This is a genomic window from Cytobacillus massiliigabonensis (assembly GCF_900199725.1).
Taxonomy (GTDB): domain Bacteria; phylum Bacillota; class Bacilli; order Bacillales; family Cytobacillaceae; genus Cytobacillus; species Cytobacillus massiliigabonensis.
This window is the reverse complement of record NZ_LT904903.1, coordinates 624,949-639,836: the sequence shown is the minus strand read 5'-3', so window position 1 is coordinate 639,836 and position 14,888 is coordinate 624,949. Positions and strand designations below refer to the sequence as shown.

General features: G+C 39.2%; 12 protein-coding genes. 3 read left to right on the top strand and 9 right to left on the bottom strand.

Annotation, left to right across the window (positions count from 1 at the left end; all coding sequences use genetic code 11):
- Positions 1–18: 18 nt before the first annotated feature.
- A complete protein-coding gene (locus C1726_RS09235) occupies positions 19–3,987 on the bottom strand; it encodes a S8 family serine peptidase (RefSeq protein ID WP_102272863.1) in 3,969 nt (1,322 codons plus the stop codon).
- Positions 3,988–4,622: 635 nt separating this feature from the next.
- Between C1726_RS09235 and C1726_RS09230 the strand changes: the two genes are divergently transcribed.
- A complete protein-coding gene (locus tag C1726_RS09230; RefSeq protein ID WP_102272862.1) occupies positions 4,623–5,216 on the top strand; it encodes a hypothetical protein in 594 nt (197 codons plus the stop codon).
- Positions 5,217–5,356: 140 nt separating this feature from the next.
- Here the strand turns inward: C1726_RS09230 and rlmD are convergent, their stop codons facing one another.
- The 7 genes from rlmD to C1726_RS09195 form a co-directional block, all read right to left on the bottom strand.
- Positions 5,357–6,733 (bottom strand): 23S rRNA (uracil(1939)-C(5))-methyltransferase RlmD, encoded by a 1,377-nt coding sequence (rlmD, locus tag C1726_RS09225; protein ID WP_102272861.1) that lies wholly within the window; start codon positions 6,731–6,733, stop codon positions 5,357–5,359.
- A 512-nt stretch (positions 6,734–7,245) separates the two neighbouring features.
- Positions 7,246–8,190, bottom strand: a complete 945-nt coding sequence (locus C1726_RS09220) for a diacylglycerol kinase (protein WP_102272860.1) — start codon at positions 8,188–8,190, stop codon at positions 7,246–7,248.
- Between the two features lie 368 nt (positions 8,191–8,558).
- On the bottom strand, positions 8,559–9,488 hold the full coding sequence (locus tag C1726_RS09215; RefSeq protein WP_102272859.1) for a LiaI-LiaF-like domain-containing protein: 930 nt from the start codon (positions 9,486–9,488) through the stop codon (positions 8,559–8,561).
- A 42-nt stretch (positions 9,489–9,530) separates the two neighbouring features.
- Complete coding sequence (locus C1726_RS09210) at positions 9,531–10,610, bottom strand: hypothetical protein (protein ID WP_102272858.1); 1,080 nt, start codon at positions 10,608–10,610, stop codon at positions 9,531–9,533.
- A gap of 2 nt (positions 10,611–10,612) precedes the next feature.
- Positions 10,613–11,080: an anti-sigma factor gene (locus C1726_RS09205; protein ID WP_235822760.1), complete on the bottom strand. Its 468-nt coding sequence runs from the start codon at positions 11,078–11,080 to the stop codon at positions 10,613–10,615.
- The gene (locus C1726_RS09200) at positions 11,080–11,655 is read right to left on the bottom strand and encodes an RNA polymerase sigma factor (protein WP_102272856.1); all 576 of its coding nucleotides are present in this window, start codon (positions 11,653–11,655) and stop codon (positions 11,080–11,082) included. The genes C1726_RS09205 and C1726_RS09200 overlap by 1 nt, the downstream gene beginning before the upstream one ends.
- A gap of 164 nt (positions 11,656–11,819) precedes the next feature.
- Positions 11,820–12,011, bottom strand: a complete 192-nt coding sequence (locus C1726_RS09195) for a hypothetical protein (protein ID WP_102272855.1) — start codon at positions 12,009–12,011, stop codon at positions 11,820–11,822.
- A gap of 299 nt (positions 12,012–12,310) precedes the next feature.
- On the opposite strand from C1726_RS09195, the gene plsY reads away from it, so the two are divergent.
- Positions 12,311–12,931, top strand: a complete 621-nt coding sequence (plsY, locus tag C1726_RS09190) for a glycerol-3-phosphate 1-O-acyltransferase PlsY (RefSeq protein ID WP_102272854.1) — start codon at positions 12,311–12,313, stop codon at positions 12,929–12,931.
- A gap of 40 nt (positions 12,932–12,971) precedes the next feature.
- Here the strand turns inward: plsY and C1726_RS09185 are convergent, their stop codons facing one another.
- Entirely contained in the window at positions 12,972–13,727 is a 756-nt protein-coding gene (locus tag C1726_RS09185; RefSeq protein WP_102272853.1) for a metallophosphoesterase family protein, read from the bottom strand.
- Positions 13,728–13,925: 198 nt separating this feature from the next.
- Between C1726_RS09185 and C1726_RS09180 the strand changes: the two genes are divergently transcribed.
- Positions 13,926–14,858, top strand: a complete 933-nt coding sequence (locus tag C1726_RS09180; protein WP_102272852.1) for a manganese-dependent inorganic pyrophosphatase — start codon at positions 13,926–13,928, stop codon at positions 14,856–14,858.
- The last annotated feature ends 30 nt before the right edge of the window (positions 14,859–14,888 follow it).

Below are 14,888 nucleotides of genomic sequence, written 5' to 3'. Positions count from 1 at the left end.
TTAACACAAAACTTGTAGTTACTTTTGTCCCGGTATAGGTCTTGGTCCACCCTCATAATCAGCAACGACAACCCAAATCGTCACTGTGTTCTCACCATATGTGACGGTCATTTCTGTACGCCCTGCAGCCTTAGCAGTGATTACACCTTCCTTAACCGTCGCAAACTTTTCGTCTGCTACTTTATAAGTAGCTTTGGCTGTTACATCTTCTTCTGTTACTTGATCACCGATTGTTGTAATTTCTGTAGCCTTTACTTCGTGTGTTTTTCCCTTTTCAATGTATACAAATGATCCTTTATCTGTTTCTATTATATTTTCTAGTTTCAAGCTAGTTTCCTTTTCTGGCTCAGGCTCTCCTTTAACCACTTTTACAGCTACCGTTACGGAGTTTTCACCGTAAGTAATTGTAACAGTTGTTTCACCAGCAGCCTTCGCCGTAATAACTCCAGCTTCTGCTGTTGCAATTGTTTCATCTGCTACTGTGTAGGTAGCTTTAGCTGTTACATCTTCTTCAGTTGTTTCGTCGCCAACCTTCGATGTTTGGGTCACTTTAATTGCTGCAGTTTTGCCTTCTTCGATCGTTACTGCTGATTGATCGACCGATAGGCTAATTTCCGGCTCTGGTTCTTCATCAACGACAGTAACGGCTACTTTCACTTCGTTTTTGCCATAGGAAATGGTAACAGTTGTTTTGCCAGCAGCTTTTGCAGTAATGACACCTGCTTCCGCTGATGCAATTGCTTCATCTGCCACTGTGTAGGTAGCTTTAGCTGTTACATCTTCATCTGTTGATTGGTCGCCATCTTTCGTTGTTTGTGTTACTTTTACTGTTGCAGTTTTGCCTTTTTCAATGGTTACATCTGATTTATCTACTGATAGACTAATTTCAGCTGCATTTTCTACAGCGAAATCTGCACTGCCTTTATTTCCTGAAGCATCTTCCACTTGTACTGTCACTGTATCTGCATCCTCAGTTAGTTCGATTTCAAATGTACCGTCTTGGTTTAGTGTTACTGGTACTGCAGTGCCCGCAGTCCCATCCTTTGTGATGACATAAGAAGCCTTAAGCTTTGTATTTAGGTCGTAATGAAGCCCGTATTGCTTAAGAACATCATTGTAATCAATGTACTTATCTGTTACTTGGCCAGTCAATTTATTCTCTGCTACCTTACCCTCAATTTCAGGCTTTGTCGTTTTTACAACAACTGGTCCAACATAATCACTGATTGTGTTTCCTGATACTGCCTGTGCAGTATAGTCAATTGTATAAAGACCATCAGGGATATTTTCTGGTCCAGTTCCACCCCAAGGTCGGTATTGTCCGTTGATTGCTAATTGATAAGAGCCTGCGCCTAAGGAATTGCTAGCATGCAAGTATCCAATATAGCCATCGCCATATTCCCCGCCCTCAGGGTTTTGAATATCCCAAAGTTCAATATAGTTAGTTAAAACATCGCCTGTAATGGTGAAGTAAAGCATAGCCGAATCTTTCACACCGTCTCCATTAAAGGAAAGATCTGTTTCAGTGATTCGCATGTCCTTAATTTGAGTTGCTGGCACTCCGCCGAAGTCAGCGGCAAATGGTAAGGAAACATGGTTTTGTCCACCGTTAATATGGATATAGCCTAAAATTTCATCCCCAGCTTTAGCAGCGTTATTTTCCGATGCTGTTAATGTGACGTTTAATAACTGTTCTCCATTTGGAGCTAATGTAAAGGATGGATTGTCAATTGTGATATTTGCATCAGCAAATGACTTTGTTACGTCTACAGTTACATTGAAGCTTCCACCCGCTCCATTAAGATCTTTCACACGAATTTGCTTCGTGACTGAAATATCCTTGTCCAGTTTTTGCGGACCAAATGTGACTGTTCCTTTAATATTCGGTACAATTTCACCGGATCCATCAAGTACTGCTTCATCTTCAGCATATGCAAGCACGCTTGGGAATGCAGCTGCATATGCATCTACACGGCCCGCTCCTTGAGTGAAGACGTCATATTTACTAGTGTTAAGAAGTTTTGCTGTATTTGAGATCGCAACCTTTACATCAAAGGCATTCCAATCTGGATTTGCTTGTTTGACGAGTGCGGCAATTCCAGCGATATGAGGTGCTGCCATAGATGTTCCTGTGAAACGATCATAGGATTCTTCGTAGCTAGCTTCAGGGAAGTCCCATTTATAAGCTGGCACAGAGGACATAATGTTTGTTCCTGGAGCTGTTACATCTGGTTTTATATCGAAGTTCGGTGTAGATGGGCCACGTGAACTAGAATCATTCACATCGTCACCTAGGGACTTTTCCGAACCATAGTTTCCAAATGTAACTTTTCCATTGCCATTTTTCAATGCATCACGGATTGCTGTTCCATCCGTTACTGACATATCAATCGTTGGAATGAAGGCAAATGAATCGCCCAAAAATACGTTTGATACATCTGGTGCATTTGTTCCACCTGAGAAGTTGTGGATAATTGCTGCAATGGCACCGTTTGCCTTCGCGTTGGCAATTTTATCAACGAATGCAAGACTTCCACGTGCGATAAGGGCAACTTTCCCATTTACATCAATTCCATCATAGTCAGATACAGCGCCAACATTGGGTACAGCAACAAGCTCATACTCGCCATCCAACTGCTCAGCAAGATCCTGGCCAAACTTTGTTCCCATAAATTTCAATTGTTTCGTGTAGTTGTAATCGTCACCTACATTGATTGTAACTAATCCGTTATGTTGTGTTTCTGGATTAGTCGTGTTACCGACTACAATTCCAAGACGTGATGTTCCAGGAGTTGATACTGTTCCACGATTTGGACCTGAGTTACCAGATGAGATAACCGAGATCACGCCTGCCATCATAGCATTGTTTATCGCGTATGATAAACTGTCATTTTCTGAGTTGCTGCCTCCGCCAAGAGAGAGGTTAATCACATCCATTTTTTCATTAACCGCATGCTCAACAGCTGAGATAATTCCTGATGTTGCTCCACTTCCGTATGCACCAAGTACACGGTAAGCATAAAGATCAACTTCAGGCGCGATGCCGCCAATTCCGTATTCATTGGCACCAATAGCCGCAATAGTCCCTGCAACATGTGTGCCGTGGTCCGTGTAGAAGGATCTTCCATCTGCATTGAATTCTGGCTGGCTAGCTGGACGTTCCTTCGGTGACGTTTCACGTGCATCGTCATCTGTGCGTTCACGAGCATAGGTAGAACTGTTTGGAATAAAGTTCTTTCCGCCCTTGTAGATTCCTTGGAATTCAGGGTGGTCCGGATCAATCCCTGTATCAAGTACAGCTACCTTAACTCCCTTTCCTTTGTATCCCTTATCCCAAATCTTCTCAATTCCTAAGAAAGGGATGCTTGTGTTCATCTTTGTCTCGTAATCTACTACTTTTTCAAGGTCTGATGATGAATCCACTGGCTTCTTATCATCTAATGCATGAACGATTGCATCTGGTTCTACTAATGTGATACCTGTAATTTCCAATAGTTTTTTTAGGTCATCCGCTTTTACTTTGGCAGCAAAGCCATTAAGAACAGTATCATAAGCAAATCCTTTTTCGAAAGAGATGCCCTTCACTCTCATTGCTCTGTCTACATCTGCTTGCTGTCTGATTATTTTACTTCTGATTTGTGAAATCTGTGAATTTGATAATGTTTTCCCTTTTAGCTCTTCAATCCCTTTTTCTAATGCTACCGGATTTTCAGATAGGTGGATGATAACTGGAATCTGCTCAGCACCTGATTTATCCTCTAAATCTTTATGCAGCTTTGGTAAACCTTCAGTTGCCTCTAGCTGCTCTGCAATCGCTGCTTTTAGCAGCATGTTTCTTTCGTTCTGTTGCTGTTGCTTAAATTCCTTCTGCACATTTGTTTCTGCTTCAGGTTCCATTTCCATCGCTGATACAGGCAATGCTAGTGATAACACCATTATTAAAGCTAGAATACTACTAAATAATTTCATAAACTTTCTTTTCCTCAATTCACTTCCCCCTTCTCCTCTTTTCCGTTATAACGGACACTATTAATCTATTCACTTACCTAAGAATTAGAATCTATTTCATTCTCTCTAGTTAATGAATGAATAATTGCTCGTTGCTGTTCTCTCGGCTTTAGTGAAAAGATTTATACAAAAGTTTTCGACCTCCTTTGTTTTTTAATTTTCCTGCATTTTAATTACCATATGACCTTCGTTGTTCTTTAAAAAGAACATCATGGCCAAAAAAAATGAAATGAACGTAAATTCGTTTCATTTAATCGAATTATACAGTAATATTCAGAAAATAAAAACAATAAATCGAATATTTTTTCTTAATTGAGAACAAAGAAGTGGCATATAGTAGGAAAGGCTTATTTCTACAGAGTATTAGTTGTGTTTTTATAAAAAGTTCGTTAAAATAAACGATATATTCTTTATTAAGAAAAGGAAGAGATCTAACCAAATACATGACAAACTAGAAAAAATGGATTTCCGAAAAACGATCATTGAAGAGCAAATTTTTTCTAATAGCCATGAATACAAATAAGGATGGTTATGTTTTTCACTAGGATGTTCCTATGCTCCATAGTTTTAAGAAAGTGAAAAAGACCTAATTATAATAAAAGGAGGATGATACGATGAAAAAAAAGAGGTTAATTGGTTCTGTCCTGACAGGGATATTATCAGTTGGGATTGTAGGCGGGATGGGCGCATCGACATTTGCAATGACTACTCAGGAGAACGATAATGTGAAGCAGCCTGCAAATGATGTAACAGATACTATTACGCAAGAAAGTATTCAAAAGATTAAGGATGAGATTAAAGCACTCAAAATTACTTTCCCTGAAGAAGTGGATAGAGATGTATTTCTAGCTAATTTGGATCCAGTTATAAAGGAAAAATTAGAAGCCATCACTGAAGAATTAAAAACGAATAAGTTGACATCAGAGGAAGCTTTGGAAATAAGAAAACAAAGAATCACCCTTCCTAAACAAGCAAAAGGATCCGAAACCTTCGCGAATATGAATGCAGAAACAAGGGCAAAAGCAAAAGAAATTTTGGAAAAGGCAATGACCGGTGCCTTGACAAATGATGAAGCTATCTCACATCTTGAAAAACTAGGAATTCCCATTCCTAATCTAGAAGAAATACGTGATCTGCTTACTCATTTAACTGACCTAGATTTAAATAATATAACTGAAGGTTCTAAAGTTAGACCTCCAAGACTCTAACAGAAAAAGAAAGCCACCTGCTTTTTCATTTTACAAAAATAGAGCCTTAAAGTTTTACTCGAATAAAAAGGAGACTTCCATGAAGTGAAATGGAAATCTCCTTTTTATTGGATTTTACTTAATTTCATATCCTGCGAAACTTAGCAACTCTTTAAAATGAGTTGTGCTACGCACTCGACGTGCATCGTCATCGGAAACATATCCACCGGCTGTACCTCAATTGTTTGATACCCGCCATCTTCCAATATCCGCAAATCTCTTGCTAATGTTCCCGGATTACAGCTGACATAAACAACCTTCTTAGGCTTCATATCAATAATCGTTTGCAGCAGGGCTTCATCACAGCCTTTTCTCGGTGGGTCAACAACTAATACGTCTGCACTATTGCCTTCGCTGTACCATTTAGGAATAACGGTTTCCGCTTCTCCGACAGCAAAGTCAGCATTTGTAATACCGTTGAGGTCTGCATTTCTTTTTGCATCCTCAATAGCTTCTGGAACAATTTCGACACCAAATACCTTTTTTGCTTTTTGGGCGAGGAATAGGGATATTGTGCCGATTCCGCAGTAGGCATCGATGACGTTTTCTTCTCCGTTTAGGTCAGCGTATTCTAATGCTTTTTCGTATAATACTTTTGTCTGTTCTGGATTGACCTGATAGAAAGACCGTGCAGAAATAGCAAATTTTATGTCCCCAATGAAATCGTAAATGACTTCTTCTCCCCAAAGGACTTTCGTTTCTTCACCAAAGATAACATTTGTTTTTTTCGAATTGACGTTTTGGCAAATTGACTTAACCCCTTGAATACGGGAAATAATGTCTTCGATAATCTTATTTTTATTTGGTAAATCCTTTGTTCTTGTAACTAGGACGATCATTACTTCTCCTGTAACAAGTCCGTAGCGGGTCATAATATGGCGCAGGTCGCCCTTATTCCTGACCTCATCATAAGCCCGGACACCGTAGCGGCTGCAAATTTCCTTTACCGCTTGTACGACCTCATCATTTTTTTCCTGTTGAATGATGCATTCCTTCATGTCAATTATTTGATGGGTGCGCTGCTGGTAAAATCCGCCGATTAATCCGCCTTCATGCTCACCAACAGGTACTTGTGCTTTGTTGCGGTAGCGCCATGGATCCTGCATGCCAAGCACTTGATGAACCTTTACATTTTCAAGCTTGCCAATGCGGGTAAGAACATCTCTTACTTGCTTTTCCTTCGCTTTGAGCTGCCCGTCATAGCTTAAATGCTGGAGCTGGCAGCCTCCGCATTCTTTGTAAATAGGACATGCAGCCTCCACACGATAAGGGCTTTCTTTGTACATTTCAATGAGCCGTCCAAATCCATAGCCTTTATTTGCCTTAATGACTTTAATCTTTGCTTTTTCTCCTGGCAGGCCATTTGGTACGAATAATGGATAGCCGTCAACCTTCGCAACACCGGCACCTTCATGAGTTAGATCTTCAAATACAACATCTATATAATCATTTTTTTGAACGGGTACTGTTTTATTCATTATTTTCTTCCTTTACTGATGAATGACTAGAGAAAGTGTATCATAAATTGGGCAGGAATACGAAATGCCGTTAAAAACATTATCTTTTCGAGAAGCATTTTACTATTTGCATATATATTTTTTAATTCGCTAAAAAGTGTCGACCTTTTGCAAACAACAATGAATTTATGGGAAATTCGCAAAAAACTTTTTTAAAGCTCTGTTATTTTTCATATACGAGCATTTTTAAGCGGAGATTTTCCGGCTATTTATAGAGAAGAAGCTTAAGAAGCAGATTTAAGCGGAGATATTCCGGTTAACTGCCCAAATTTAGACAAAATCCAAAGATTTTGGGATTATAACCGGAAAAACTCCCTTTATTTTTATGGAAATATGGATATTTCCCGATTTAGACGGAATTTCTCCGTTTATTTCTCAAGTACTGTAAAGTCAACATTCAGTTATAACAGTGCCTTCTTACAATATCCCTCAGATAAAACGAATTGTTCCTATTCCAAATGAAAAGCCCGCTCCTACTCGGAGCGAGCCTCTTCTTTTCTCCATTCATCAGGTAAATCTTGTTCACGAATTTTATTTATTGGAACAAATACATTTAAATGCCTGTACAGATTTACAAATTCCGCAGGCAGCAGTCCGCCAAATTCACCATCCAAGTTGAGCTGAACCTTTTCGTTCGAATGTACTTTGATCCGGTTTGCCTGGGTGTAGATAACATGCGGATCATTTACATGCTCTCCGCGAATCGCTAATGTAGCTATACGAATAAAATCGGCAAGGTTTGTCTTTTTCAATATTAGTAAAGAGAATAGCCCATCATTGATCGATGAATCAGGTGCTAGTTTTTCAAAACCGCCGACAGAGTTTGTTAAGCCAACGAGGAAAAGCATCGCCTCTCCTTCAAATAGCTTTCCATCATATTCAATGCTTACTTCTGTCGAACGGATGGATGGAAGCATTTCAATTCCCTTTAAATAGTAGGCGAGCTGACCGATCATCGTTTTCAGCTTGCTTGGCACTTCGTATGTTAATTCTGTCAGCCGGCCGCCGCCAGCAATATTAATAAAGTATTTATCATTAATACGTCCAATATCAACAGGAATCGTGTCTCCCTGAACAATAATTTCTGTGGCTGCTACAACATCCCTAGGTATATGAAGAGCTCTCGCAAAGTCGTTTGTTGTTCCAGTAGGAATAATTCCAAGCTTCGGACGATATTCTTGTTCAGCAAGTCCATTGACGACCTCATTTATCGTCCCGTCTCCACCTGCTGCAATCACAAGATCGTACCTGCGTTCTACCGCAACACGAGCTGCCTCTGTTGCATCTCCTTCACATGTAGTTGCATGACAAGAAGCTTCATATCCCGCGACCTCTAATCTTTGCAAAACCTCGGGCAAATGTTTTTTAAATAGTTCTCTGCCTGAAGTTGGATTATAAATTATTCTTGCTCTTTTCATCGCCCATCATCCTATTACTCATCTTAATGTTTTTCTTCATTTCCGTTTTCCCATCATTTAACATCATAACGAAATAGATTGAACTTATCAATTTTTATGCTATTTAACCATAAAGAGAATTATACCCTAAATCCTTCTATCCATTCACTTTAGAAATGTGGAAGCGCCTTGATCTTCCGCAGGCATAGCACAAAGCGAGCCTCTCAGAAAGGTGTTCTTTACCTTTCTGGGAGGATTGACTTATGACCTCGAGAACAACAAAAGCGTGACGGCCGGTCGCATTGTCGACACTAGTACGTCCAGGGTAGCCCACATGTACTAGACAGAAAAATACCCGAATCTTAATCCGGGTACACCTCTATTTTTTATTAATCAACTGTACTAAAACTCAACTGATAGCTATTCGTTATTGTAAGGCTATGATTACCTTTGCCCGTTTGGAATGTCGCAAGCTTAATGACAGGTTCTTCATATGGATGCTCACCCTGCTTTTCTTCTGTCATCTTCCACATTTCACGATTGCCTTCAAATTCTTGTACACCAGTTGCTGTCACTTTCACATCACTGCTGTTCTGAAGCTGAACAGACAAGTTGGAAGCTTGATCGATGGTCCAGTCGCTTGTAAGCGTACGCGGCTTGAGGGTGATTATATTATCATTCCCATTTACTTCAAGCTTTACATCATTCGGAATGAGAAGTGTGGCAGACATTTCTGCGTATCTATCAAATGGTCCAGCCGTTTCACTTGGCAATCCCTTTACCTTTACATAAAGAGTATCGCCTTTCTCCTGAATCGATACATACTCTTCTGCATTAGATAATAACTTTTCTTTCTTCCCTAATAAAGCTCTATACGTACCAAACATCGTAACTTCTTTAGTTGGTGTGCCTTCAATTGTTAATGGATAATGACCAGTATCTATCACTACTCTTTGGACTCCTTTGCTCAGCTGCTTTTCTAATGCTGGCAAATCCATCGTTCTCTCTTCCCGATTTAGCACATCATCCATCTTATCCATAATACCTGTTGAACTAAGTATTGCAAAGCCAATACCAATTGTACCGAGTATCCCAACAAAGAATATGCTTAGAAAATCATATTTTAAAAATGGCTTCTCTTGCCTTGATAGAAATAAGAACAGTAATATTTCAATCCCGAGAACAACCAATATGATTGGCCACCAGGATATCATTACGTGCATAAGGTCCATACTGAAAAATTGAGATAACAGAAGAAATATACCGAGAAAAAGGAGCGAAGCCCCCATAGAAAACGTCCCGACACGCCATGTCCTCATTAAAATCCCGCCTTTCTATATTTATAATTCAAATCCATAACTCTACTCATCCTGCAATTCAACATCCTTCTCCCGCTTGCCAAATAGAAGCTTTAAGCCCCCTCCAATTAAGAGAATACAAACAACACCTGTTTGGAAGTAGCGATCAAACCAATACCTGATATCAATATTAATCATGTCATAAAGCATGGGAGAAATCACTGGCAGCAAAATACTTGTCGTTAAATAATATAATCCAAGCAGCACAAGCCCGATGCCAATCCACTTCTGCTGATTAATAAAATAAGAAATAATCGGTGCATCTTCCATCGGCTCATCACCGTATTTAGAAGCCTTTTGCAGCCCATCAAAGAAGCTATAAAACCATATGATCGGAATTAGGAACAAGAAGATTCCCAAACGCAAAACATCCAATATATAAATTGAAAATAAAAATGCAGCCATCAATTGGATCCCACGGCGCTGCAGTCCCAGATAAAGATGGCCTGCTCCCGGGAAAATAGATAAGAAGGTTGCTATGGATTTGCTTTTCTTTCCATCCTCTCTTCGAGTTTCAAAATCATCAAGAATCGTACGGTCAACAAGTGTTTCCCCTTGCTGCTTGCGATTCAATTGCTGCATTGCATCGAAGAAGCCATACACCCAAATCACAGGCAGGATTGCTAAAAATACTAAAAATTCGCCACGAGAAGTTAGTGCCGTGACAAATAGCACCATAACGCCTAAACCGAGGAACGCAGTCAGTAATGTTATCCCGCGATTCAGTAAACCCAATTGGAAATGTCCAATCCCTGGAATAAATGATAAAAGCAGTGTGCGAAATCGTTCATACTCAAAATCATTCGCTGGTGCAACACTAGATTCTGCAAGCACTTTTTTATGTTGAAAAAGTTTTGATGCGGTGATACCTGTATCAACTAAGTTAATAATGTAGAGGACAACCCCTAGCAATACAATAATAAATGCGGGATCTCCTACCCAACTTGTTATCGCCATAAAGAAAATAGCAATGAGGAAAAACTCCCCAAACATATAAGCAAAACCTCTCAGAATTTTCCCTAAATAGAGCAGTCCTCCTCCAGGGAAAAATGCCAATAAAAAAGCTATAATTGGATTTTTCATCGTTATCTGCCTGCCTCCTTATTTTTCATTTCTAAGGAATCCATCCATGCAAAAGTTTTCTCAACAAGACCTTGTGTCATAGATGGTTCTTCCTGAATATTAGGATTCTGCACATTTTCAGCATATTGTGTAATTGACTGGAATACTCCTGTAGTCATTAATAGAATGGTCACTGCTGCTGCAATTGCATAATGGAATAAAGCTGATTGGTAGATCGGCTTTTTCCTTTTTCCTATCTGCGGCTTTTGCGATGTCTCCATCTTTGCATCTGCAATTTGAGCCATAACCAGATTTGTAAAATCAGCCTCATTAGAAATCATCGGTAACTCTGCTTCCTCCGCTTCTACCGCCATAAGATAACTTTCCAAACATTGGTCACAGCTATAAAGATGATTCTCATACTCCTCCCGGACATCTTTATCCAACTCATTCTTCACATATTTCATCCACTCTTGCTCTGAATAATGCATCACGAAAAGTCGTCCTCCTTCCAATGCTTTTTCATCCATAGACGTGCACGGTAAAGCTTCATCTCTATTGTCTTAATTCCAACATTCTGCTCCTCAGCCATTTGCTGATAGCTTTTTTCAGCTATATAAAAATCATAGATCACATGACGATAATTGGCAGGCAGCTCATTTATCTTTTTGCGTACAAGAGTCCGCCTTTCCTTATTAATGATTTCAGCTTCCACACTTTCACTTTGGCTTTCCTGAAAATCATACTCTACTATTTCCAGTGTATCTTCCTGTCTTCGATCACGTTTTCTTTTCACATCAATTGCGTGATTTACGGCAATTCTTGTTATCCATGTTATAAAGCCTTGATCCTCATATTGGGGGAGAGAGGTATAGATCTTTAAAAACACTTCTTGTGCGGCATCTTCCGCTTCTTTCTGATCTCTTAATACAGCAAAAATTGTCCGGAACAAATCATTGCGATACTTTTCAACCAGTAAGCGAAAGGCATGGTCATTGCCGCTCTTCACTTTTTGGATAAGAACTTGGTCGCTAATCTCTCTCCCCCCCTTTCTTATAGCTTCCACCCTAATAGACGAAGAAAAGAGACAGTATCCCTACACTGAAAATAATTTTTTTATTATTTTTTTTTGCGCAGTTCTTTCAAACAGTAAAAAACGCCCGGAAGATTAAATATTCCTAAGCGTTTCTATCATACATTATTCGCAGTTATCTTTACCTTTTTCACACTTCAATTAAACCAAATATAAAAACCTAATGCAATGAATGAAAGGATGGTCACAATAATATATATTAAAGAAAGATTGGTTGTATTTCTTTTTGAGGAGCTTTCATAATTCTCATCCCCTTTTTTCATAAACACAATGGTGAATATACCTGCAAGTGCCGTCAAAATAATAACTAAAATAATGGCTATTAACATAAGCACACCTCAAATACTTATATTTACTTTCTATTATACTTCTAATTTTAATAATTGCACCCACTTCACCCACAACATGGTAGAATGAAGCTAATTATAGAAAAGCGCAAGCGCCTTGTACATCGCCGTACAAACTGGAGGGGCACTTCCTTTCGATAAAGAAAACACGGTGAGCGTGAGCGAGCCTATGTTGACTTATCGCAGGGAAGTGGCCTGAAGTTTGATAGGCGATAGGACGCTTGCGCTAGTCAATTCCCATTTCAAAAATTAATATACTTACTCTAAAAAAGGATGATAGGATGACTCTAGTACTTTTTCTAATCGCATATTTAGTTGGTTCCATCCCCACAGCGCTTCTTGTTGGCAAGTATGCATTTAATATAGATATTCGTGAACATGGAAGCAACAATCCAGGCGCAACAAACACATTAAGGGTACTTGGAAGAAAAGCTGCCATCGTCGTCCTGTTAGTTGATGTCAGCAAAGGGGTACTTGCTGCCTCATTGCCTGTTTTGCTGGAAGTAGATATTGACCCTCTATTGCCAGGACTTATCGCTGTTGTCGGTCATTGCTTTCCAATCTTTGCAGGCTTTCGCGGCGGAAAAGCCATCGCGACAACTGCAGGTGTCCTGCTTGTGACGAACATCTGGATGTTTTTAGCCGCTTATCTTGCTTTTATTTTTGTTATATTTGTTACTAAGTATGTTTTTTACGGCTCCCTTACTGTGGGACTAACCTTATTATTTTACTCATTTTTTACACCAGGTCTCGAATATGAACTCATATTTTCTATCTTTCTTTTATTGCTAATTTTTCTCCATCGCTCAAATATTAATAATTTCATTCATCACTTAGAGCCGAAAATTAATGACAAGAGCCTGAAGGATGATCGCATCCCTCCGAAGATTAATCGAGTATAAGAGATGCCCGAATATTGGACTAGCCAATACGCGGGTTTTCTTATTTCTTTGACTTAAAGGCACCGCGATATTTAGCTTCGCGCAGCTCAAATGCATAAGCTTCCCAATTCGGCAAACCCATTTCTTTCGCAATCATTAGTTCCTTCTCAACATCATAAGGAACACGAACAATTTCAATTGAGAAAGGAGCAGGTGCAGCTGATAAGTATTCTCCATGCAAGATGGCATATGTAGCTTGTGGAATATCAAGTGAGTTCCCGACACTTCCGCAATTAAACAATGTTTTATATGGATGAACGGGCTCAATTAATGCAGCATGAATGTCCCCGTATCCAATGACATCAGGGACTTTTCCCTCTTTATTCCCGAGGATCCACTCTGTATTTTCGAACATGGCGAGTTTTTCCTCATACGAATCTCGCATTGGTACGACCCTATGGTATATACTTTTCGCAGAAGCATGATAGAGCCGAACATACTTGCCGCTCATATAAAAATCATAGTGAAAGGGAAGCGTTCCTAGATAGGCCAAAGAATCTTCGCTTAACTGATCCTGATGCCACTTAACCTCTTCAAACTCGACTGGCTTTTGAATAAAGTCATCCCAATTCCCTAAGATTACAACATCACATACTTCTCTAATCCGCTCGACCGATCTTTGTGAATTTGGTCCCTTACCAATTAAATCACCCAAGCAAAAGATTGTATGTATTCCACGATTATTAATATTTTCTAATACTGCCTCTAGTGCAGTTAAGTTTCCATGAATATCTGAAATAACGGCAATACTTCCCATCTCTTCTCCTCCTTAGTTATTCATTTATTCTTTCTTCAACAGCTCGTACTTCCCCTCTATTTTATATGTAAAAAGTAAATTGTCTGTCAGCAAAGTTTTCTACAAGAATAATTAAAGTTGATTTTTTCTAGTCCTGTATATATGGTAAAATAACTACAGGCTTTTTTGCCCTATTCTATTTAATCAAGGAGACGGATTATGTCAAAAGTATTTGTATTCGGTCATAAAAACCCCGACACAGATTCCATTTGTTCAGCTATTGCTTATGCAGAATTAAAAACAAAACTAGGCATTGAGGCAGAGCCTATTCGCTTAGGACAAATAAATGGAGAAACAAACTACGCTTTAGAATACTTCAAAAAAGAAGCACCTCGTTTCATTGAGGCAGTTTCCAGTGAAGTTAGTGAAGTCATTCTTGTGGATCATAATGAATTCCAGCAAAGCGCAGATGATATCCGTGATGTGAAAATTCTTGAAGTCATTGACCATCATCGCATCGCAAACTTCGAGACAAGTGATCCATTATATTACCGTGCAGAACCAGTTGGCTGTACAGCAACGATTTTAAAAAAAATGTATAAAGAAAATGGAGTGGAAATTAGTAAAGATACTGCTGGATTAATGCTATCTGCAATCATCTCTGATTCCCTTCTTTTCAAATCACCAACTTGTACAGAAGAAGACGTAGCTGCTGCACGTGAGCTTGCAGAAATTGCTGGTGTGAATGCAGAAGAGTACGGATTAGCAATGCTAAAAGCGGGTGCTGACCTTAGCGACAAAACGCTTGAAGAGCTCATTTCTCTTGATGCAAAGGAATTTCAAATGGGCAGCTACAAAACGGAGATTGCTCAAGTGAATGCGATTGATTTAAATGATGTGTTAAGCCGTAAAGATGAACTTGAATCGATTCTTTCTGATGCAGTAAATAAGAAAGGATTAGATTTATTCCTTTTTGTTCTTACAGATATCCTTAACAGTGATTCCGTTGTTATCGCTATTGGTAACGAAACAAAAGCAGTAGAAGAGGCTTACAATGTAACACTTGAGAACAACAGTGCTCTTTTAAGAGGCGTTGTATCCCGTAAGAAACAAATTGTCCCTGTTCTTACGAAAGTATTATCTGAAAAATAATATACAAAATGAGAAATAGCTAACGCTAAG

Coding starts and splice junctions, on each gene's coding strand:
- C1726_RS09230 (WP_102272862.1), top strand. CDS start 4,623: ATGAAAAAAAAGAGGTTAATTGGTTCTGTCCTGACAGGGATATTATCA.
- rlmD (WP_102272861.1), bottom strand. CDS start 6,733: ATGAATAAAACAGTACCCGTTCAAAAAAATGATTATATAGATGTTGTA.
- C1726_RS09220 (WP_102272860.1), bottom strand. CDS start 8,190: ATGAAAAGAGCAAGAATAATTTATAATCCAACTTCAGGCAGAGAACTA.
- C1726_RS09215 (WP_102272859.1), bottom strand. CDS start 9,488: ATGAGGACATGGCGTGTCGGGACGTTTTCTATGGGGGCTTCGCTCCTT.
- C1726_RS09210 (WP_102272858.1), bottom strand. CDS start 10,610: ATGAAAAATCCAATTATAGCTTTTTTATTGGCATTTTTCCCTGGAGGA.
- C1726_RS09205 (WP_235822760.1), bottom strand. CDS start 11,080: ATGCATTATTCAGAGCAAGAGTGGATGAAATATGTGAAGAATGAGTTG.
- C1726_RS09195 (WP_102272855.1), bottom strand. CDS start 12,011: ATGTTAATAGCCATTATTTTAGTTATTATTTTGACGGCACTTGCAGGT.
- plsY (WP_102272854.1), top strand. CDS start 12,311: ATGACTCTAGTACTTTTTCTAATCGCATATTTAGTTGGTTCCATCCCC.
- C1726_RS09185 (WP_102272853.1), bottom strand. CDS start 13,727: ATGGGAAGTATTGCCGTTATTTCAGATATTCATGGAAACTTAACTGCA.
- C1726_RS09180 (WP_102272852.1), top strand. CDS start 13,926: ATGTCAAAAGTATTTGTATTCGGTCATAAAAACCCCGACACAGATTCC.